The sequence below is a fragment of the Microcoleus sp. BROC3 genome (genome assembly GCF_036702515.1).
Classification (GTDB): Bacteria; Cyanobacteriota; Cyanobacteriia; order Cyanobacteriales; family Microcoleaceae; genus Microcoleus.
In genome coordinates, this window is record NZ_JAUBTQ010000049.1 from 36013 (window position 1) to 57792 (window position 21780).

At 47.8% G+C, this 21780-nt stretch carries 14 protein-coding genes; 10 read left to right on the top strand and 4 right to left on the bottom strand.

Annotation, left to right across the window (positions count from 1 at the left end; genetic code table 11):
• Positions 1 to 3 precede the first annotated feature (3 nt).
• The 4 genes from QUB30_RS25565 to QUB30_RS25580 all read left to right on the top strand — a co-directional run bounded on the left by QUB30_RS25565 (position 4) and on the right by QUB30_RS25580 (position 6274).
• Positions 4 to 1605 carry an ammonium transporter gene (locus QUB30_RS25565; protein WP_333339308.1) on the top strand — a complete coding sequence of 534 codons (1602 nt, stop codon included), beginning with the start codon at positions 4 to 6 and terminating at the stop codon, positions 1603 to 1605.
• Positions 1606 to 2070: 465 nt separating this feature from the next.
• The gene (locus QUB30_RS25570; RefSeq protein ID WP_445300548.1) at positions 2071 to 2988 is read left to right on the top strand and encodes an SGNH/GDSL hydrolase family protein; all 918 of its coding nucleotides are present in this window, start codon (positions 2071 to 2073) and stop codon (positions 2986 to 2988) included.
• Between the two features lie 412 nt (positions 2989 to 3400).
• Positions 3401 to 4828, top strand: a complete 1428-nt coding sequence (locus QUB30_RS25575) for an ammonium transporter (RefSeq protein WP_333339310.1) — start codon at positions 3401 to 3403, stop codon at positions 4826 to 4828.
• Between the two features lie 240 nt (positions 4829 to 5068).
• Positions 5069 to 6274, top strand: a complete 1206-nt coding sequence (locus tag QUB30_RS25580; RefSeq protein ID WP_333339313.1) for a 4-hydroxy-3-methylbut-2-enyl diphosphate reductase — start codon at positions 5069 to 5071, stop codon at positions 6272 to 6274.
• Here QUB30_RS25580 and QUB30_RS25585 read toward each other — a convergent pair.
• Positions 6231 to 6479, bottom strand: a complete 249-nt coding sequence (locus tag QUB30_RS25585) for a hypothetical protein (protein ID WP_333339315.1) — start codon at positions 6477 to 6479, stop codon at positions 6231 to 6233. The two genes, QUB30_RS25580 and QUB30_RS25585, sit on opposite strands and share 44 nt — an antisense overlap.
• 483 nt (positions 6480 to 6962) lie before the next feature.
• On the opposite strand from QUB30_RS25585, the gene QUB30_RS25590 reads away from it, so the two are divergent.
• From QUB30_RS25590 to QUB30_RS25610, 5 genes are all read left to right on the top strand, one after another.
• The gene (locus QUB30_RS25590) at positions 6963 to 8921 is read left to right on the top strand and encodes a CHASE3 domain-containing protein (RefSeq protein WP_333339318.1); all 1959 of its coding nucleotides are present in this window, start codon (positions 6963 to 6965) and stop codon (positions 8919 to 8921) included.
• Complete coding sequence (locus QUB30_RS25595) at positions 8884 to 9330, top strand: response regulator (RefSeq protein ID WP_333339321.1); 447 nt, start codon at positions 8884 to 8886, stop codon at positions 9328 to 9330. The genes QUB30_RS25590 and QUB30_RS25595 overlap by 38 nt, the downstream gene beginning before the upstream one ends.
• Positions 9331 to 9686: 356 nt before the next feature.
• The gene (locus tag QUB30_RS25600; protein ID WP_333339324.1) at positions 9687 to 11162 is read left to right on the top strand and encodes an ATP-binding protein; all 1476 of its coding nucleotides are present in this window, start codon (positions 9687 to 9689) and stop codon (positions 11160 to 11162) included.
• A 419-nt stretch (positions 11163 to 11581) separates the two neighbouring features.
• The gene (locus QUB30_RS25605) at positions 11582 to 14503 is read left to right on the top strand and encodes a response regulator (protein WP_333339327.1); all 2922 of its coding nucleotides are present in this window, start codon (positions 11582 to 11584) and stop codon (positions 14501 to 14503) included.
• Between the two features lie 138 nt (positions 14504 to 14641).
• The gene (locus QUB30_RS25610; protein ID WP_333339330.1) at positions 14642 to 15139 is read left to right on the top strand and encodes a hypothetical protein; all 498 of its coding nucleotides are present in this window, start codon (positions 14642 to 14644) and stop codon (positions 15137 to 15139) included.
• A 65-nt stretch (positions 15140 to 15204) separates the two neighbouring features.
• Here QUB30_RS25610 and QUB30_RS25615 read toward each other — a convergent pair whose 3' ends face one another.
• The 3 genes from QUB30_RS25615 to QUB30_RS25625 all read right to left on the bottom strand — a co-directional run bounded on the left by QUB30_RS25615 (position 15205) and on the right by QUB30_RS25625 (position 19848).
• Positions 15205 to 15570, bottom strand: coding sequence for a response regulator (locus tag QUB30_RS25615; protein ID WP_333237226.1), 366 nt, complete (start codon positions 15568 to 15570; stop codon positions 15205 to 15207).
• A gap of 321 nt (positions 15571 to 15891) precedes the next feature.
• The gene (locus tag QUB30_RS25620) at positions 15892 to 18228 is read right to left on the bottom strand and encodes a polysaccharide biosynthesis tyrosine autokinase (RefSeq protein ID WP_333339334.1); all 2337 of its coding nucleotides are present in this window, start codon (positions 18226 to 18228) and stop codon (positions 15892 to 15894) included.
• A 135-nt stretch (positions 18229 to 18363) separates the two neighbouring features.
• Complete coding sequence (locus QUB30_RS25625; RefSeq protein WP_333339337.1) at positions 18364 to 19848, bottom strand: polysaccharide biosynthesis/export family protein; 1485 nt, start codon at positions 19846 to 19848, stop codon at positions 18364 to 18366.
• Positions 19849 to 20262: 414 nt separating this feature from the next.
• Between QUB30_RS25625 and QUB30_RS25630 the strand changes: the two genes are divergently transcribed.
• Entirely contained in the window at positions 20263 to 21681 is a 1419-nt protein-coding gene (locus tag QUB30_RS25630; protein WP_333339339.1) for an O-antigen ligase family protein, read from the top strand.
• Positions 21682 to 21780: the final 99 nt, after the last annotated feature.

Below are 21780 nucleotides of genomic sequence, written 5' to 3' on the forward strand. Positions count from 1 at the left end.
AAAATGACTGTCGGAAAGAAAAAGTCAAAACCAGTCAGGCGGGAGTCTTTAAATTTGTCAGCAGCTAATTTTTTTACGAAAGTTAACAGGTTCAAGAAATTACAAAGGGCGATCGCCCGCCTCACTCCAAGTTGGCAAGCCTGCATACCAATAGCAGCAATCATCGTCTTGGTGTGGGGATATGCGGCGGTAGCCCAAACAACTCCCGCGCCAACCACCGAGGAACAATTAGCCAGCCTTAAGGTGGGCATGGATACCATGTGGGTCATGGTGGCGGCGATGCTAGTGTTCTTTATGAACGCCGGTTTCGGTATGTTGGAAACGGGTTTTTGCCGCCAAAAAAATGCAGTCAACGTGCTGTCAAAAAACTTGATTGTTTTTGCGCTTTCTACGATCGCCTTTTGGGCGATCGGTTTTGCGTTAATGTTCAGCGACGGCAACGGTTTTATTGGCAGCAGCGGCGGATTTTTTCTGTGGAATGTAGCCGACAACAGCCCCGCCACAGGAGACGCTTATCAAGGCATTTTCAGCGCATTAAACTGGACGGGAGTGCCTCTTAACGCTAAATTCTTTTTCCAATTAGTTTTTGCGGGAACTGCTGCCACGATCGTTTCTGGAGCAGTTGCAGAGCGAGTTAAATTCATTGACTTCTTAATTTTCAGCTTGCTGCTAGTAGGAATTGCTTACCCAATTACCGGACACTGGATTTGGGGCGGCGGTTGGCTCGCAAAAGCCGGCTTCTGGGATTTTGCAGGTTCGACAGTGGTTCACTCCGTAGGCGGTTGGGCTGCTTTGATGGGAGCGGCATTTTTGGGGCCGCGGATCGGCAAGTACCGCGACGGCGATACTGTGGCGATGCCGGGACACAATATGAGTATTGCCACCCTCGGCTGTTTGATTCTGTGGTTGGGTTGGTTCGGGTTCAATCCCGGTTCGACAATGGCAGTCGATCCAAATGCGATCGCCCACATTGCGATCACCACCAACACCGCCGGTGCCTTCGGGGGAATTGCTGCAACCATTACTGCTTGGCTGTACCTGGGCAAACCCGACCTTTCGATGATTATCAACGGCATCCTTGCCGGCTTAGTCGGGGTAACAGCTAGCTGCGCTTGGATCAACGTACCCAACTCTGCCATAATCGGCACGATCGCCGGCATTCTGGTAGTTTTCGCCGTAACTTTCTTCGACAACTTAAAAATTGACGACCCTGTAGGCGCAACTTCAGTTCACTTAGTCTGCGGCATCTGGGGAACTCTGGCAGTTGGCTTGTTTGCTGACGGCCCTACAACTGGAATTTATACCGCAGGCCCGGCAGCAGGATTGCTTGTGGGCGGAGGTTTCGGTCAACTCGGGGCGCAGTTGGTCGGCATTATCTCTGTAGGCGGGATGACCGTGCTGCTGAGTACGATTTTTTGGATGGCACTCAAAGCTTTGCTGGGTATCCGCGTTTCTGCTTTAGAGGAGGCTGAAGGTTTGGATATCGGCGAACACGGGATGGAAGCTTACACAGGGTTTGTCAAGGAAACGAGCTTGGACAACAGAATTGAGGGTGGCTACGGCGGTTATGCAGGGGGTTCTGGGGGGAGGAGTACCAAATTGTAGAGCGTGCGCTCGTCGATCGACCAATGCAGCTTTTGTAAGCTATATTAGCGATTTGTAGGCTAATTCACGTCTTTATTTAGAACAACCACAATCTAAAATAGTCGCCCACCCATGCAGTCCCGGACGCACTCGCGACCCTCAAAAACCCGGTTTACGGTTCTGAGTCTCTTGCTAAAATCAGGCAATTTCTTTAAGAAACCGGGTTTCTGCGTCCAGGATCGTATTAGGGAAATTTTCGCTCAATTGCTGCTGCTTTGACAAATCAGATTTCTGTGCCAGAAAGTTTAGTAGCCAGATTTTTTATGGTAGAGTAGTGCGAAAAAGCAAAGTTCTGCATCGCCATCGCGCCCAACACAGCACTGTGCTTGATTCTTAACCAGAATTGAGGCGAAAATTGAGCGGTAAAATTGGATGCAGCAATGAGTGCCAATTATTCGGTGTGGGGCCTGCAAATCGCTTGAGTTTATGGAGAAGTTTGGAGGAATTAGCAGAAGTAGAACTCATAAATCCCTCTTAGGGATGGAAGTTAGCCGATCGAAAAGTGTTCCGGTTTGGGCTTTGCTATCTCTGGTAACGAACGGGGTACTGATACTCACAGTCGCTCAATTAGTGATGCGGGGACACAACTTAACAGAAAGCTCTCCTGCGAGTGCTGCGCTTACGGAAGAAGCCGCTGAGGAAGAAATTCGCCAGTCTACAAACTCTGCAAAGGCAATGCTAGACGTGCCCGTTCCGGGACAGCGACACAAATGGACTTACCAGCAGTGGGTGACGCAGTTGGGCCGCGAAGCTGAGGCGGCGGCGACGAATCGACCCCCAAAACTGAGTGTTTTGGCTGGGGATTCTCTGAGTATGTGGTTTCCGACGAAGCTGTTACCGCCCGATAGAATTTGGCTGAATCAAGGGATTTCGGGGGAGACTTCCGTGGGTTTGCTGAAGCGGTTGCAGTTGTTCGATCGAACTGCGCCGGATACGGTGTTTGTGATGATCGGGATTAACGATTTGTTGCGGGGGGCAAGCGACGAAGAGATTTTGGACAACCAGCGGCAAATTATTCGGGATTTGCGGTGGGCTCACCCCAAAGCACAAGTGGTGGTGCAGTCGATTTTGCCACACAGCGGGGAACAAGCTACTTGGGAAAATCGCGATCGGCTATTGGCGATTCCTAACAGTCGGATTCGGGCAATAAATCGACGGCTGAAAGAAATTGCTAGTTCCGAAAATGTTTTGTATCTGGATTTGCACCCGCTGTTTGCGGATGCTGAGGGCAATTTGTTAACCGAACTCAGCACAGACGGCTTGCACCTTAACGATCGAGGTTATCTGGTTTGGCGATCGGCCCTGCAAATGTTCGGTCAGATGCAGTTGAAAAATGAGTCATGAGTCATTAATTAGAAGGATCGAGGATCGAGTCATATTCTCCCCAACTCTACCGAACTCAAAACTCTCCTCAACTCCCCCTCCCGAAATACTCTGCTTTCACGGGCTGCGTCAAGTAGCCGGAGATAGATTAAGAAATATGATAGGTAGCTATTTAGTATAGGGTGATACAGAATAACTGTTTGTACAAATGGTGCAATCCAAAAGGCATAGACCATTGGATTGAGCGTTGATGAATTTAGATGAGTCCGGTTATACCAAGTCGGGGGGTTGAGGATTGGGGAATTATCTATTGAAGATTTGTTCCGCTAAAACAGGGACTGAAAACCAAATAACTATTGCATCTAAAATCCTCGCATCTAAAATCGGCTCGGTCTTCCCTGAAAATTGCTGAGTATGAGAAGGTACAACTAACGTGATCAAAAAAAGTTTAACGATCGGCATCATCGTGCTGTGGCTGTTAAGCGGCCCGCTGACGGACAATGCCTTAGCTCAAGATCCTGCTGCTGCGGCGGTGGTGCCCAATCCGATCGACACCGGCGATACGGCCTGGATGTTGGTCTCCTCAGCACTGGTATTGCTAATGACACCGGGGCTGGCGTTTTTCTACGGAGGATTGGTGCGATCGCGCAACGTCCTCAACACCATGATGATGAGCTTAGTCATGATGGGACTGATCGGCGTCACCTGGACGCTGTGGGGCTACAGTTTGGCCTTTGACGTTTCGACTCCAGCGTCCGAAGGCTTTGGTCAAGGGATCGAAAGCTTCATCGGCGGCTTCGACTGGATGTTATTGAACAGCGTCACGGCGGACACACCAGATCCGATCGGCTACGCACCGACAGTACCCCACCAAGTCTTCATGGTGTACCAGATGATGTTCGCGATCATCACTCCAGCCTTGATTTCCGGGGCGATCGTCGAACGGGTAACATTTAAAACCTATTTCTGGTTCGTGCTGCTGTGGTCTACCTTCATCTACTCTCCTTTAGCCCACTGGGTTTGGGGTAGAGGCTGGCTGCAGGCGATCGGATCTCTGGACTTTGCCGGCGGCACAGTCGTACACATCAGTTCCGGTGTTTCTGCGGTTGTCGCAGCTTGGATGATCGGGCCTCGCAAAGACCACTTGAACAAGCCCCACACCCCTCACAACGTACCCTACGTCTTGCTGGGAATTGGGATGCTGTGGTTCGGCTGGTTTGGCTTCAACGGCGGTAGCGCTTTGGGAGCTGGTTCTTTAGCAACAGTGGCTTTTGTCACCACGATGATTTCTGCAGCAGCCGGAGGTTTAACTTGGACTATTGTGGAATGGGTTCTCAAAGGCAAACCTACAGCAGTGGGAATTGCTAGCGGTTTCCTCGCGGGATTGGTGGGAATCACACCTGCGGCTGGATTCGTGCTTCCAGTGGGGGCGCTTTTGATCGGATCGATCACTTCGGTTTGCTGCTTCTTTGCCGTTAGTTGGCGGGCTAAGCTGGGATTTGACGACTCTTTGGATACCTTCCCGATTCACGGCGTCGGCGGAACTGTGGGCGCGCTTCTGACTGGCTTATTTGCGACTAAAGCGGTTAACGCTGCCGGAAATGACGGGTTTTTTGCCGGGAATCCGGGGCTAATCGTGACCCAGTTTGTAGGCGTTGTAGCTACTTACGTGTTTGCCGCTGTGGGCACTTTTGCGATCCTGAAAATTTTGGGGCAGTTTATGGAACTGCGAGTGCCCTCATCTGCTGAAGACCAAGGTTTGGATATCGGCCAGCACGGGGAAGAAGCTTACGGTGAGGATTTTGCCGGCGGTTTCAGTTCGTTTGAATCGAGTTCTCCTTTTGCGCCGAAGAAGGTTTGAAGCTGATTTTCTGTGGGAGTTCGATCGTGTAGAGACTCAGCTATCTGGGCCTCTACGCTTTTTTTTTGAGTTTTTTTTTAACGAACCGCGAAGACGCGTTCATTCTTTCTTTGCTCTCAATTCAATGTGTCGATCGTATAAATAGCATATCCCCTCTTCGCTACTAAACCAATAATCCCGATCGCACCCCAGGCATTCTAAAATCAAAGGTAATTAACCTAGATTTCTACTCGATACCGCATGGATACTAAAGCTTTTAAACGATCGCTCCAACAGTCTGAAAACTACCACCGCAAGGGTTTCGGACACGAAGCTGAGGTAGCTGGCGTGATGCAGACGGCTTATCAAAGCAGTCTGATCCAGCAAATTCGCGACAATAATTACAGACTCGAACGCGGCGCAGTCACGATCCGGCTGGCTCAGGCTTTTGGCTTTTGTTGGGGGGTGGAACGCGCTGTAGCTATTGCTTACGAGACTCGCCAGCATTTCCCCTCCGAACGGATTTGGATTACTAATGAGATTATTCACAATCCGTCTGTAAATCAGCATTTGCGGGATATGGAAGTTGGTTTTATTTCTGTTGAGAAGGGGCAGAAAGATTTTTCGGTTGTCGATAGCGGCGATGTGGTCATTTTACCGGCTTTTGGGGCGAGCGTCCAAGAAATGCAGTTGCTTAATGATAAGGGCTGCAAGATTGTTGATACTACTTGTCCTTGGGTTTCTAAGGTTTGGAATACTGTTGAGAAGCACAAGAAGAGGGATTATACTTCGATTATTCACGGTCAATACAAGCATGAGGAAACTGTTGCTACGAGTTCTTTTGCTGATAAGTATTTGATTGTGCTGAATTTGCAGGAAGCTGAATATGTCAGCAATTATATTTTGCATGGGGGCGACCGCGATGAGTTTATTGCTAAATTTAGCAAGGCTTATTCTGCTGGTTTTGACCCAGATGTGGATTTGGAAAGAGTTGGTATTGCTAACCAAACTACTATGCTCAAAACTGAGACGGAGAAGATTGGTAAGTTATTTGAAAAAACCATGATGCGGAAGTTTGGGCCTGAGAATTTGAACGAGCATTTTCAGAGTTTTAATACTATCTGCGATGCGACTCAGGAACGGCAAGATGCTATGTTGAGTTTGGTTGAGGAAAAGTTGGATTTGATGCTGGTGATTGGGGGTTTTAATTCTTCTAATACTACGCATTTGCAGGAAATTGCGATCGACAAAACTCTTCCTTCTTATCACATTGATTGTGCGGAGCGCATTTTACCGGGAAATCGCATCGAACACAAGCCTTTAGGGGGAGATTTGGTCGTAGCTGAAGGTTGGCTACCGGATGGTAAAATTGTGGTCGGTGTGACTTCTGGTGCTTCTACGCCTGATAAAGTTGTTGAAGATGTTATCGATCGCATTTTCGCGATGAAAGCCGCTGCGGTTGCCTAATTATATCGTTTTCGCGGGCATCGGAATTATCCTTTTGCGAGTGCAGTGCGATCGTCTCGCAAACAGAGTATAATTCCGATGTTACGGGATTTGATATTAAATTAATTTGAACCGGTGAATCCTCCGCAATTACCCGATCGCCGGCATTTCTGATACTATTCACCTGCACAATAGTTACTGTGAATTTCTCCCCTGCCTCCAGCATTATTTTTTAAATAAATTTTTTAAACTTGCCTTTTTTTTGGGGTAAAAAGCTTGACTTGTCCAGCTTAACAATGTATCATTTAATAATGGGAATATTTGCCAAATTTAAATTTATCTCAATATTCCCATTATTAAATGATATCCCAAAAATCAACTTGAGTCAATAGGTAAAAACCCTTTTCTTTGGGCAGCAATTTGAAACGGTGAAAGCCGCAGGATCGATGCAACAAAAGATGGCGAATTAAGCTTTACTGACCACCTAGATTGTCGGGCATCTCTCTGAATCACGAGAAGGAAGAGAGCGCTTTCTTGCTTCTCAGACTTAAGGGGGATGCCAGGAAGTTCGAGATTAAACTAAAAAAGCGATCGCACATTTGAGCCTTAAATTTATAGTGTTTAGCCGCCCTATATGCCCGCGCCAAAAATTCGATTAGTCCGCATCCAGCTAAAATAAAAAAAGCAGGACTCGCACGCCGACTATTTCATGAAACAATCACTGACTCCCCAAATCACCGCAGGTATCGGAATGGTCGTGGCGCTGCTAATTTTCAATGCGGCAACTTCCTACCGCAACACTCTCAAGTTAGTCGCAAACGAACGCTGGGTGGGCCACACTCACCAAGTTTTAGCCGAACTCGAAGCCACGCTTTCCACCTTAAAAGATGCTGAAACCGGACAGCGCGGTTATTTGCTGACGGGAGAAGAACGGTATTTAGAACCGTATCACAGCGCGATCGCCCGCATCAACGAACAAGTAGTCGGATTGCAGCAGCTAACGGCTGACAATAAGCGGCAGCAACAGCGCCTTCGCGATTTGAAAATTGCGATCGACTCTAAATTAGTCGAACTTGAAGGAACCATCAATGTGCGACGCCAACAAAACTTAGAAGCAGCCGTGCGGCGAGTAAAAACCGGTAGGGGAAAGCAAATCATGGGCGGCATTCGGCAGCAGATAGCCGCCATGACTGCCGAAGAAACTCAGCTATTGCAGCAGCGCGCCCGCGAATCTAAAAAAAGCGCTAATTTGACAATCCTGAGTTTTACCGTTGCGAGTTTAGTAAATTTCCTGTTGATGGTGTTGGTTTACTATTTGGTGAAGCGCGATCGAACTTTGCGCGACAATGCCGAAATCAAGCAAAATCAACTGTTAGAACAGCTAGAACACGATCGCCACTCCCTACAATTAACAGAAGAACGTTTCCGCCGCGCCATTATCGACGCACCGCTGCCAATTATGCTGCACGCTGAAAACGGAGAAGTTTTGCAAATTAACTGCGCTTGGACAGAACTCTCAGGCTACGAATACTCAGAAATTCCCACAATTGAAGATTGGACAGAAAAAGCTTACCACAGCCGCAAATCCCTAGTGCAAGCAGATATCGATCGGCTGCACCAATTAAACGCGCGCATCTCTGAAGGCGAATATATGATTGCCGCAGCCAACGGCGAAAGTCGAATTTGGGAGTTTTATTCCGCACCTTTAGGCAAGCTTTCCGACGGCAGAAGTTTAGTAATTAGTACCGCCATTGACGTAACTGCACGCAAACAAGCAGAAGCAGAAATTCGGATGCTCAACGCTACCTTAGAAAGGCGGGTGGAACTCCGCACCACTCAACTTCAAGCAGCTAACGAAGAATTAGAATCTTTCACCTATACCGTCGCCCACGATTTGCGCGCTCCCCTGCGGGGAATGCAGGGATTAGCTGAAGCTTTATTAGAAGATTACCGCGACCTCCTCGACGAACTCGGTCAAGAATACGCCCAGCAAATTGTTAATTCTGGGCAACAATTAGAAGCATTGATCCAAGATTTGCTAGCTTACAGCCGCCTGAGCCGTGCTCAGTTATCGCTGCAAGTTTTAGACTTAGAATCTGCTGTCGCCGAGGCAATTGCTGTGGTAAAAGCCGACGCTAAATCCAGCGGCGCTCAAATCACTGTTCGACCGCCTTTGTTTGCAATAATTGGCCACCGCGTTACTTTAGTTCAAGTAATCGCAAATCTGCTGGCTAATGCTATAAAATTTGTGGAAGGCGCACCTCCCCAATTGCAGATTTGGGCTGAGGAAATTAAGCTGCCTCAAGAGGGAGAGACGAATAGCGCAACAGCGGGAGAATTGGAAAGGGGAAGAGTGGGACAGTGGGAGCATTCCCAGTTACTGATTACCAGTGGCGAATTGCCAGTACCCACCATCCGTCTGTGGGTAGAAGACAACGGCATCGGTATTGCTCCAGAACATCAAAAACGCATTTTTCGGGTTTTTGAACGGCTGCACGGTATCGAGTCTTACCCCGGAACTGGTATAGGATTAGCTATTGTACAAAAAGGGATCGATCGCATGGGCGGTCAAGTAGGAGTGGAATCTCAATTAGGACAGGGCAGTCGATTTTGGATACAACTGAGGAAGCATGAGGGAAACGCAGACGATTTTGTTGGTGGAAGATAACCCCGTTGATATTTTGTTGATGCAGCGGGCTTTTCGCGATCGGATTTTTACTAATACTTCACTGCAAATTGTCCGAGATGGAGATGCAGCAGTTTTTTATTTAAATGGTGACGGAGAATACAGCGATCGCGATCGCTATCCTTTACCTGCGATAATTTTACTAGATTTGAAATTGCCCAGACGATCCGGTCACGAGGTTCTGGTTTGGCTGAAGCAGCAGCCGGAACTAAAACGCTTGCCGGTGGTTATGCTTACTTCTTCTAGCCAAACACTTGATGTCAAACGAGCTTACGATTTAGGGGTAAATTCTTATTTGGTTAAACCGATAGGGTTTGCTTCTTTATTGCAAATGATGCAGAGTTTTAGCGAGTATTGGCTCACCTATACCGAACTGCCGGAACCTAGATAATTTTCGGGTTTTTAGTGGCGGTTTCCGGGTTTTTATTGCTTGTTTCTTCCTTACCGGGCTTTTTATGGTAGCGGCGTTTTCCCGATTTTTATTGCTTGTTTTCTCCCTCGTTACCAGGATATTTTTGATAACGAGGAAATTAAGTTTATAGTTAGGAATCGCGTCCTCTCTAGCAATCCTTACATGAGTCGTAAATTTTTTACCCACCCCAACCCTCCCCGAACCTGCGGGGAGAAAGTAAGAAATTCACAAATAATTTAGGATTGCCATATCATCTTAAAGAGGCAACCTCCAACATTTTTATTCAGAGCGATCGATCTGCACTCTAACTAATAGCAAAATTATAAATTTTTAAAGTGGTACACATTCTGGTAATTGACGACAACCCCACGGATCGGCTGCTCGTCAAACGCGAGTTAGAGCGGCAATTTTCGCCATTGCAAGTAACGGAAATTTCCGACGGTAGATTGTTCGGGGAAGCCCTGAATCGAGGCGGATTCAATCTGGTAATTACCGACTACCAACTACGCTGGACGAACGGTTTAGATGTGCTTAGAACTATCAAAGCGCGTTATCCACAATGCCCGATTGTAATGTTTACGAATACTGGCAATGAAGAAATTGCTGTAGAGGCGATGAAATCCGGATTGGACGATTATATTATCAAGTCTCCTAAGCACTACGTCCGCCTGTGCGTTGCTGTTCGCGCAGTCCTCGATCGAGTTGCCGCCTGGGAACGAGTCGCCAGACTAGAAAATCAACTTAATTCTCTGCTAGAACGCTTAAATGTCGGAGTTTTTCGAGCGAGTTCCCAGGGGCAGCTTTTGGAAAGCAATCAAGCTTTTTTGCGCTTGTTCGATGCCAGCAATTTAGCAGATGTCCAAGGCATCTATCGGCAGCAATTGTTTTTACAGCCGCTAGATTCAGGGGAGTCTCGGTGTCAAAATCTGGAAATTACATTTCCTTTGGCAAACGGTCGAGTAAAATGGATTCGGTTTACTCAATATCTCTACAGCGCAGAAGGTGAAAGTACGATCGACGGATTGGTGGAAGATATTACGGAACTCAAGCAAGCTGAACTTGCTTTGCGCGAATTTAATGAAACTTTGGAAGAGCGGGTGAGAGAGCGTACTGCTGAGTTAGAAGAAGTTAACGCACAGCTAGAATCGTTTACCTATTCAGTTTCTCACGACTTGCGCGCTCCTGTGCGGGGAATTTTGTTTTTTGGTGAAATGTTGCTCAAAGATCGAGTTAGCGACTTCGATGCTACCTCACAAGATTACTTGTCTCGGATTACCGACGCTGCAAGTCTGATGAATACTTTAATCGAAAATTTGCTAGAGTACAGCCGCCTCAGCAAAGCTAACTTGCCATTAAAAGCAGTTTCTCTTAGTTTAATTGTGGCTCGATCGATCGCGCAACTAGAAACTCAAATTGCCCAAACACAAGCTCGGATAACTGTTGTCGAACCGATGCCTTCGGTGTTGGCACATCCTCCTACGCTGCTGCAAGTCTTGGCTAACTTGCTCTCCAATGCTATTAAGTTTGTGCAGCCGGGGATAGAGCCGCAGGTGCGATTTTATGCTGAAGCCGAGGAGGAATATATCTGTCTTTGGATAGAAGACAACGGGATTGGAATTGCATCAGAATTTCATGAAAGAATTTTTGGATTGTTCGATCGCCTGCACGGTCAAGAAGTTTATCCAGGGACGGGAATAGGGCTGGCGATAGCGAACAAAGGAGTCGATCGGATGGGCGGCGCGATCGGGCTGGAATCGACATTGGGAATCGGCACCCGATTCTGGCTAAAATTGCGCAAGTGCGAGTGTTGAACAAGCAAGTTCGGTAACGAAGCAGTGTCAGGGATTTAACAGATGAGGCTCCCGGGAAGAGAGTTTTAACAGCAATATTCTGCTGTAGCTGAAAGAATCAATCAAGGCGCTTCCTCACACCAGAACATAGAATAAACAATTAGTATAGTGAGAGTTAACGTATCTCTTGTATCGTTACCGCCCGAGCAGGCTTTGTGACCTGTTCTACAACAACTTAATTAATTTGTTTGTGGGGCACACCTCTAAAAGGGTGGTTGAGGATCTTACAATCTGTAAGATATAATAAATACTTGCAAATACAATAAACTTATTTGTAAGTATAATTGACCATCCAAGTAAATATTCAAATGCTCGAGATTGCTCAATAACATATTATTAGGTTTAAGAATGTTTGCGCCAATACAAAAACTAAAAGCCCAATGCTGTCTATTCTGTTAATCGACGACAACCCGAACGATCGCCTGATGATCGATCGAGAACTGAGGAAAACTTTTCCCGATTTAGAAATTAAGTCGGTTATTGATGCCCAAACTCTCGAAGAAATCCTGGTAACAGGAGGTTTTGACATAGTAATTACGGACTACAAACTGCACTGGAGCGACGGATTAACTATTCTCCACAAAGTTCAAAGCCGCTACCCAAATTGTCCGGTAATTATGTGTACTGACAGCGGCAGCGAACAAGTGGCAGTCGAAGCTATGAAAGCGGGTTTGAGCGATTACGTGTTCAAAGGGCGGCAGTTCAAGCGACTGGCGGGGGCCGTGGGTGAAAGCTTGAAAAAACAGCAGTTGCGCGAGAACTACGCGAAAACGTTGGCGCAGTTGGCAATTTCGGAGGAACGGCTGAGATTGGCGATCGAAGCCTCGAAAATGGGAACTTGGGATTGGAATTTATTAACTGGCGAGGTGGTTTGGTCGGAGGGACACGAACTGTTATTCGGGTTGGCAAAAGGCTGTTTTGCGGGAACTTACGAAGCGTTTTTTGCCTGCATACACCCGGATGACCAGAGATCGATCGCCCGGGCTGTTGCCTTTGCTTTAGAAAATAAAATAGAATACCAATACGAATTTAGAGTCATTTGGCCCGACGGCAGCTTGCACTGGATCGCGAGTAGGGGCAAGTTTTTTGATGATGATACGGGTAAATCGGTACGATCGAGCGGCGTAGTTTGGGATATTACCGATCGCAAATTATCGGAAGCCAGGGTGCAAGAAAGCGAGGAAAATTTGCGCTTTGCTCTAGAAGCAGCTAACACGATCGCTTTTACCTGGGATGTGGCATCGGGGGAACTCCGCCGTTCGTCCAATGCCGAAACACAGATGGGTTTGGGCCCAGATAGCACCTGTGGTACTTTTGAGCAAAAAAAGAATGCGGTGCATCCAGAAGACCGCGAAAGCTTTTTGGCAGATGTGGATGCCGCACTCACGGGCGCGGGAGTTTACGATTCTGAGCACCGCCACGTTCTACCCGACGGATCGGTGATTTGGCTTCACGACAAAGGGCGAGTGGTTTTTGACGCATCGGGCAAACCTGTTCGGCTGTTCGGCGTGGCGATCGACATTACGGATCGCAAACAATTAGAGTACGACCGCTCGCGCGCGTTGGCACGGGAGCAGTCGTATTTGCGCCGCCTGCAAAAGTTAACCTCCGCCTCAGTTGCTATCAACTCCACGCTGTCGGTGACAGAAATACTTCAGTTAGCCGCAGATAGCGCCCGCCAAATTCTCGAAGTTCACCAGGTAGCGGTCAACCTCAACCCTGCGGCCAACTGGGATGCGGGAATTAGCAAGTTTTCGATGTCAGAAAAATACGCCGCGTGGCAAGATTACTGCGAAGAGCCAGACGGTACGGGCATTTACCAGGAAGTTTGCCAGCACCAACAAACGATGCGGATGACTCAAACCCAGTTAGAGGCTCACCCGAGATGGCGGGGGTTCGGCAAGGCTGCAGGGAAGCACCCGCCGATGCGGGGCTGGCTGGCAGTACCGCTGACGACTAGGGACGGCAGAAATCTGGGATTGATTCAGTTGTCGGACAAGTACCAGGGGGAGTTCGCCGAAGATGACGAAACTATTTTAATGCAGTTGGCTCAGGCGGTGTCGGGGGCGATCGACAATGCCCGACTTTACGAGGAATCTCAGCAGGCCAATCGGGTGAAAGATGAGTTTTTGGCAACTCTTTCTCACGAGTTGCGATCGCCCTTAAACGCGATTTTGGGCTGGGCGCAACTGCTGCAGCAACGCAGTTTGAGTCCGGCTGTTACTGGGCGGGCTTTGTCCACTATTGAGCGAAATGCTAAATTGCAAACTCAATTGATTGAGGATTTGCTCGATATTTCTAGAATTATTCGCGGCAAGTTGACTTTGAATCCTTGTGCGGTAAATTTGATTTCGATGGTGGAAGCAGCGGTGAATACGGTGCGGTTGGCGGCCGACGGTAAGTCGATCGATTTGCGGTTGGCAATTGTAGATTTGGGCTTGGATACTGCTGAATTTTCCTATTCCGGGGAGGTTTCCGGCCATTCCCAATCCGAGTTAAATCCGAGATTTTTGGTCTCAGGAGACCCCGGCCGCTTGCAGCAGGTGATTTGGAATTTGCTGACGAATGCTATTAAATTTACGCCGCGCGGGGGGCGAGTTGAAATTCGGCTGCAGCGACTTGATTCGGAGGTTGAGCTGGCTGTTACCGACACGGGAATTGGGATTGCTGCGAATTTTTTGCCTTACGTGTTTGATTCTTTCCGGCAAGCGGATGCTACGATTACTCGCTATCATAGCGGTTTGGGGCTGGGTCTGGCGATCGTCCGGCAGTTGGTGGAACTCCACGGGGGCACGGTTTGGGCGAGCAGTCCGGGACTGGATAGGGGATCGACTTTTACTTTCCGCTTGCCTTCTATTCCGGTAAGTTCGCTCGCCCGGGAGGAAGCGCAGGTGTTGCCTGAGGGTGGTAATTTACTGGGAGTGAAGGTTTTGGTGGTTGATGACGAGGTTGATTCGCGGGAATTTATCATGTTTGTCTTGGCAGATTCCGGGGCCGCTGTCAGGGCTGCATCGTCTGCTGCTGAGGCGTTTGAGGTGGCTGCGGAGTTTGTGCCGGATGTTTTGGTCAGCGATATCGGAATGCCACAGGAAGACGGCTATTCGCTTCTGTTAAGGCTGCGCTCTTGGAAAACCGAAAAGGGAGGGAAATTTTGGGCGATCGCTTTGACGGCTTATGCTAGGGATGAAGACCGCGATCGTGCTTTGGCTGCGGGTTTCGATCGGCATCTGTCTAAACCTGTGCCACCTGATGTCTTGGTAGAGACTATAGTCAAGTTGAGGGAGCAAGCGCTAACAATTTAAAACACTCAATTAATCATTGGGAATTGGAAATTGGGAATTGGTAATAGTGCGCCGCTTTGAAACTGGTTTCTCGATTATATGTAACACTTTATTAGTTTGGGTTAATATGCTAAGATATCCAAAAACCACGGTAATTAGGTGGACAAACTTCAGACAGAAATAGAGGCAATTTGCTCTCAGATTGAGGAATTGCGCCTGGAACGCCAGCAGCTTAGCAATGCCGCGATCGTCCCCACCGGCGATTCGCCCCAAGCGATCGCCGATGCTTACCGCCGTCATGCGAGGGAAACAGCACAAGTGTCGGCCGAAGTCAAGGGAATTGATGATGCGATCGCGGCTCTTTCTGCTCAACTGAGTCACAAACAGCAGCAGTCGGTAAACTTGCAAAGAAGCAGTCCGATGGAGCAGCAAGTTGAAGAGGGAAGAGTGCTCGCTCTCGGACACGCGGAACGGATTAACGAATTAGCGGCTCAACTGGCTGCAGAAGTGAAGGGACTCAAAGCGATCGCCGACCAAATTAGCCCCAGTTACTGGCAGGTTTATTACAAGCCTTTTATTACTGGTTTTAAGACTATTTATGTTCCCTACGTGCGATCGGACGGGGATGTTTGGACTATTGTCAATCGAGTAGTTTAGAGAGGCTGCGGGAGCAGAAATAAGAAGCACTCCAGACAATTTTTTCCTGTCCCTATTCCTCTAGCTCAACCTCTCAGCAGTTGCTTGATAGTACCGACCAATTCCTGAGGGTGAAATGGCTTAGCGATGTAAGCGTCGGCTCCTTGTTTCATTCCCCAGTAGCGATCGAACTCTTCGCTTTTACTCGAACACATTACTACCGGCAAATTCTGAGTTTTAGGGTCGCTTTTGAGCCGGCGACAGACTTCGTAGCCGTTCATCCGGGGCATAACTATATCCAGAACGACTAAATCTGGGCGGTTGATCTTGATTTGCTCTAGAGCTTCTACGCCATCACTAGCTACCGTGACGTTTAGTCCTCTACCTTTTAGCAAGTCGGCGATCATCTCCCGCAGAGTGACGCTATCATCAACAACCATAACTGTACTCATAGAATAATCCCTACCAAGTTTCTGGGTTGAAACGTTCACATTAACGTTTACATTAACGTTTACCTTCAAAGGTGTCTTTTCCTGATTGAGATTGCGCTCTGCTAGATGTAGTTTACCCACTTTTGCTGATTTCTCAATCATTTGTCTGAGTAATTATCGCAAAATTAAAGATCCGCGCAATCTCGGTTGACACACGAGGCTCTGTCCGTTAGTCTATCATTTTCTTTCTCAAATGGTACTTTTATTAAAAAATGAGGTGTAGCTTGGTTGTGCGTTTCCGGTCGAGTACGGCGGCGGTGCGCCGCCGGGAGCGAAATTTGTCTAATTATGATTTTTGGTACCTAAAGCCGATAGTTTTGGGTCGTAGAGCGTCTCTAAAACGACCGGGCGCTGCCGGTAGCTCTGACCGGAGTTTTTGCAGCCGTTAGCAACGATTCCCAACACAGAAGCTCCAGAAATTTTTAATTCTTCTAAAACTTTGCGAACTTGCGATCGGTCTGTTTTCCCAATTTGCACGACCATAATCGTAGCGTCTGTGTGAGCTGCGAGCAAGTGGGTGTCTGCCAAGCCTGCTAGCGGGGGGGTGTCGTAAATCACTAAGTCAAAAAATGCTTGAAATTGCTCCATCAGATACTGCATTTTTTTGGAAGAAAGAAGCTTGATCGGATCGGGGGGAATTTGGCCGGCGGTGAGTACGAACAAATTGTCTTGGTTAGGCGCTCGCTGAATCGCGTCGTTGAGGCTGATATCTGTGGAGATGGCATCGCCCAGGCCCCGGACGTTTGGCAGTCCTAACTTAGCGTGCAGTTGCGGGCAGCGCAAATCTGCATCTACTAACAATACTCGCTGTCCGACTGCTGCGGCTGTGGCTGCCAGGTGCAAAGCTACTGTAGATTTGCCGTCTCCGGCTACGGCAGAGCAGACTAAGAGCGATCGAATCGCCTTTCCTGCACTAAGCAAGTGAATGTTCGTGTAGAGCGATCGAAATGCTTCTAAAAATTGATAGTCTAAGTCGCTCAAAATACTTGGCCCCCCGAGCATCGCAGCCGTAGGTTTAGCTTCGCCCGGTTCTACAACTTCCACTTTCGATTTTGAGCGAGCCGATGTTAGTTGCCTCTGTCTGGGTGCCCTTCTGCGCTTGACTTTTTTGGTAAACGGAATCACCCCGAGTATCGGCAATCTTGTGGCCATTCTCAGTGATTCTGGAGTGTGGAAAACAGTATTTAGTACCTCTACGAGCAAGCCGATTGCTATGCCCAGCAGACCGCTTAAAATTACTGCCAGCGCTAACTGTTTTTTGGTTTGTTTGACGGTAGCGGTTATCGGCCGGCCGAATTTGTCTAGCGGAATTTCTGGAGGATTGATCAGCACCCAGGGGATTTGCTGCTGAGCTGCATCGATCCGCAAGGCTTCTCGTTTTGCCAAGAAGTCCGAAAAACTCTTAGTAACTACTTGCAGTTCCCGCTGTAAATTGTCGTATTGTCGGGTTGTAACTGAAAAAGTTCTAATTTTTTGGTTGAGATCCTTTTGCAAATCAGTCATTTCGCGATCGCGCGCTTCCAATTCTTTAATTTGTGTCTCCAAATTTCCCATCACCACTTCTTTTGCTTGTTGAGTGGCGGTTAAAATCAGTTCTTCCCGACTTTTTCGCAGTGCTAAAACTGGCAAACTGTCTTCTCTGTACTGAGCTAATTTCATTGACAAATCCGAGTCTATTTTCTGGATTTGACCTAACAGTCCAGCGTAAGCTTGTCCTTGGGTCATCAGCAGCCCCTGGGGATTATTTTCCCTGAGTAATTTTTCATAGTTTTGGTAGAGGTTGCGCATTCCTTTTAGCTGTACTTGGATTCCTACTTGCTGACCCCGAATGCTTTGCACTTGTTCTGAAAGAGATTTTCCCTCTAACTGGGGGTCAAACAAGTTGCTCTGCTGGCGCAGTTTTTGGACTTGCAGTTGCAAAACTTCGACTCTTTCTCGAAGCTTTGGCATTTCCATATCTATAAATTTAATGCCTTGATTAATGCCCGTCAGTCGCTGCTGCAAGCTGTACTCTAAATAAGCTTTAGAAACTTTATCCAAGACGCGGTAAATTTTTTCTTTGTCTGAATCCTTGTAGTGAACTTCTAAAATTTTTGTGCCTTGCTGTTTGCCATCTTTGGTGTAGCTGATGCGGTTGATCGACAGTTTTGACATCAGTTCGCTGTAGGTCAATTTGGGATTCGTAGCGCGCAATTCCTGAAGAACGGGCTGCATCATTTTGGGGCTGCGCAAAATCCTAATTTGGGTTTCGTAGTCTACTAAGCTAATTCCTTCTATATTAATTTTTGCTAAGTCGGCAGCGACGGTGTTGTCTAATTGTTTGGATAGCAAACCTTCAGCGGTGGCTGGTTCTACTAACAGAGAAAAGGAGCCTTCATACTCGATCGTAATCTGTTTAGACGTGATGACGATCGCTGTTCCTGCGAGGGCGCTCAAAGCAATGGTGGCTGCTGCCATGACCAAGATACGGCGGCGCAGGACGCCTAAGAGCCAGGACAAGTCTAGCTTTTCTTCCTCTGTATCCTCGACGAAGTGATCTCGGTATTTCTGAGCCGAAAAGTCCGGGAGTTTGCCATTTGATTTGGGTGTGAAGGGTTGGTAATCTTGTCTGCTATCCATATTCAGCCTGGGTATTCTTGAGGTTGATATTTTTGAGGTTGATATTTTTGAAGCTGCCGCGCCGCGACTGGGAAATCCTATTGTTTAGTTTATTTTAGCCTTTGCTAGGAACTATCCACCTCAGCAGCAGCATTCTTACCTGAATAAAGATCGGAGAATGCTTATAAAATTTAACACTCCGGTAGCTGGCCCGACAGGTCCGATTACAGTGTTCATGCGGTCTACTAATTTGGTGAGACCGCTGCGGGATACGATAATCATGTCGTTGTTGCGAAGTTGAGGATTGAGTTCTTCGTTAATTCCTTGAGTTAAATCAACTTCGATCGTCCGTTTAGTAGCTGTACCGTCGTTGTTGAGGCGGACTAGCTCAACTTGATTCCTTCTAGCTCTGTTATTACCGTAGCCAAAAAATCCTCGGGAAATTAAAGCTTGGTTCAGCGTGGCATTAGCTGGGAGGCTCAGCGGATCGAGGCTTGTGGTGACTTCTCCTACTATAAAAACGTTAATGCCGGGGGGAGCAAAGTTAGTGTTAGCCAGCACGCCAGCTTCAGCAGGGTTGACGAGCGTGGCTTTGGGAACGACGATCGTGTCTCCCTCCTGGAGGATGGTATCTTGGGCTCCGTCGCCGGACTCTAGGAACTGCCACAGGTTGACAGGGATAATTTGTTCGCCTCTTCTGGTGACGCGGCGCACTTGGATTTGCCGGATGTCGGCATCGGAGGTGATGCCGCCGGCGAGCTGAATAGCCCGGATGACGGTGGGGAAGCCTTGGCGACTGGTGTCGCTTGTGGTGTTGCCGCCGATGACGACGTAAGCCCCCGGGCGGGTGACTTGACCGACGATGGAGATCGATCGAGGTTTTTCTGGCGGCGGCGAAAAGTTGGCTGTCGCAAATTGGCGAGCTTCTGCTTGGTTGAAGTTGGCGACTGTGGGAATCACGATTGTGTCTCTGTCTTGCAAAATGATGTCTTGAGAGATGTCTCCTTCTTGCAAGAATTTCCACAGGTTGACGTTGAGCACTTGATCGGGCCCGTCTGGTTGGGGACGGCGGACGCGGATGTTGCGGATGTCGGCGACACCCGTGACGCCTTCTGCGAGTCTGATCGCTTGGGTGACGGTGGGGTACTGGACACTCGGCGCGACTCCCGGGCCAGGAGTTAGGGTAATGGTGAAGTTTCCTGGCCTGGTAACTTCTCCGATGACGCCCACGTTAAGGGGGCGGGCGGCGACGAGGCTGACTGTGACTATGGGGTCTTTGAGGACGCGGCGGTAGGCGTTGCGGATGATAGTTGTGGCTTCTACTAAGGTGCGGCCGCGGAGGGAGACCAGGCCGATCAGCGGCAGGTTAACTGAACCGTCGGAAAGGACTTCGTAGTTGCGGGTGAGATCGGGTACTTCGAGTATTTCTACTAGAATGCGATCGCCACCGCCGAGTTTGTAGCTTTCGGGCGATCGTCGAACGCCGCCAGATTGTGCAATGGCTGTTTCGGGCCGCAATCGCACTTGTGCCGCCGCAGCGAGGGGAAATCTGGCCGCAATAATACCGTTGGCGGCGATCGCGCACAACGTAAAACTCAAGACTGGCGCGGTGATTTGTTTAGGAAAATCGGCGTTAACCACAGGCTAGGTATTTTCTTTTGGGTTCATTCATTAGTTTAATCCGTCACAATTCAAATGCCCTCTCGATCGCAGCTACAAGGAAAAATCAGCAATAATTGTCAGTGCCCGGTGAAGCATCTAGATTTTCCTTCCCGGACTCAGCTTGGAAAAAAACCAGGATGCTGCCGGATGCCTTTTAGCTTCTTTGCTTTTGCGTATCTAACTCCGCATATTTCAATCAATATCGTTGAATTCTCCTGCCCTCCGACACTCGGACGAGGGGACTCGGACGGGGGACAGCAACAGGAACAGACAATTTAGATGCAACGCAGCCCGCGCCACGGCGATCGAGCGACAACAGCCTCAGTTTCTTGTTAATTTGGTGGAGGTAGCCGGCTGCTCAACTAATATTTTTCTTACAAAGGGTAGAATTTTATGGCCAGAATGATTAGGGAGCTAATTTCCGGCAATAATTTATTGCTGGCTTTATTGGCCTCTGTGGCACTGATTAGCACGATCTTGATTTTTCAGTTAGCTGCTAAAAAAAAATTAGGTTTGCTCTGGGAAAAATGGTTTGCTGTTTGTTACATATTCGTATCTCCCCATGTCAATCTACCTCCGTTGAACTACCTACATTTTGTCAATCTGGCTTCTACCGATGGCAGTAATGTTTCTCAACTTCCCTGGGTTTTTTATCCCTGGGTAATATTGGTGTTGTCAGGGAGATTTATTAGTTTTTTCAAAAATCAATTTGTCGAAGCCTTATCATTTTTGGTTTTGAGAAATCCTGGCTTTTCGGTGTATTGTTTGCTGCCAATAACATCGACGCTGTGGTCGCTAGTTCCCGATATCACGCTGAAAGGCGGGATAGCATTTACAGGTTTTACAATTTTTAGTTTTTATGTGGGTGCGCGATATGAGTGGCCCGAATTATCTGGAATACTGAGGTGGGGCTATACCTCTCTCGCCATAGTTAGCGTTTTGCGGTACCCGAATGTGGGCAAAGAATTTGCAGGAATTACCAGCCATAAAAATGCTTTCGGCAGCCTCATGGTTGTGAGTACAGCACTTTGGTATCTGCACTATTCCCAAAGTGCTAAAACTCAGAAAGAACGCTTGATAGCTCTGGGGTTCATGTTGTTTTCCTTTTATTTGGTGAGAGCTAGTAGCTCGGGGGGTTCTCTAGTTAATAGTTTGATGCTCATAGCTGTAGTGTCATCTTTAAGTTTCTTGAGTAGGTTAAAGTTTCAATGGGCTTTTACTTGTATTGTCGGCTTTACGGTCTTCGGTATTATTACCAGCGTTTATATCATAGACAACTTAGAGTCTATTGTTGTCGGGGGATTGGGGAAAGATTTGACCTTGACAGGGCGGACAGAGTTTTGGCCGCAATTGATCGAGGCGGCGAATCAGCGCCCTTGGTTTGGCTATGGATTTGAGGGCTTTTTTAAGCAAGACGAAATTGGGGAGAAAACTCCAGCTTATTTCATATATACGGCCAATGGATTTCAACCAAAAACTGCTCACAACGGTGCTATATCAGTATTGCTATCTTACGGCTATCTGGGACTTTTATTAATGTTAGCTTCACTGTTTACTAATCTAATTTTGGCAGTGCGACAACTGAATCGCAGCCCGCTATCTGAATCTGGAATACCGATTATTTACTTGGTGTTTATAATACTGAATAACATTACTGAAGGTTCTTTAGGTGAGATGGGGGACGTTTGGCTTGCTTACGTGTTATTAACAGTGAGACTTTGTATCGATAGTAGCAAATCTCCATCCAGCAACCGCCGCATTTACGGACGGGATTTGCCGTCTCCATCTGAATCCAGATTGAATCCCCATTAATTTGCAGGGTAGTGATAAATAGGTAGTGATTAGATATTTATTGGCTCAAAACATAGTTGTAATGATGGATAAAATACCAAATAGCACCAATATGGTTTT

What these genes read in the sequence shown, in the direction of transcription:
- QUB30_RS25570 (WP_445300548.1), top strand. Translation starts at nt 2,071, where the DNA reads ATGGAGAAGTTTGGAGGAATTAGCAGAAGTAGAACTCATAAATCCCTC.
- QUB30_RS25585 (WP_333339315.1), bottom strand. Translation starts at nt 6,479, where the DNA reads ATGCTGGAGGCAGGGGAGAAATTCACAGTAACTATTGTGCAGGTGAAT.
- QUB30_RS25630 (WP_333339339.1), top strand. Translation starts at nt 20,263, where the DNA reads ATGGCCAGAATGATTAGGGAGCTAATTTCCGGCAATAATTTATTGCTG.
- QUB30_RS25590 (WP_333339318.1), top strand. Translation starts at nt 6,963, where the DNA reads ATGAAACAATCACTGACTCCCCAAATCACCGCAGGTATCGGAATGGTC.
- QUB30_RS25565 (WP_333339308.1), top strand. Translation starts at nt 4, where the DNA reads ATGACTGTCGGAAAGAAAAAGTCAAAACCAGTCAGGCGGGAGTCTTTA.
- QUB30_RS25580 (WP_333339313.1), top strand. Translation starts at nt 5,069, where the DNA reads ATGGATACTAAAGCTTTTAAACGATCGCTCCAACAGTCTGAAAACTAC.
- QUB30_RS25605 (WP_333339327.1), top strand. Translation starts at nt 11,582, where the DNA reads ATGCTGTCTATTCTGTTAATCGACGACAACCCGAACGATCGCCTGATG.
- QUB30_RS25595 (WP_333339321.1), top strand. Translation starts at nt 8,884, where the DNA reads ATGAGGGAAACGCAGACGATTTTGTTGGTGGAAGATAACCCCGTTGAT.
- QUB30_RS25615 (WP_333237226.1), bottom strand. Translation starts at nt 15,570, where the DNA reads ATGAGTACAGTTATGGTTGTTGATGATAGCGTCACTCTGCGGGAGATG.
- QUB30_RS25620 (WP_333339334.1), bottom strand. Translation starts at nt 18,228, where the DNA reads ATGGATAGCAGACAAGATTACCAACCCTTCACACCCAAATCAAATGGC.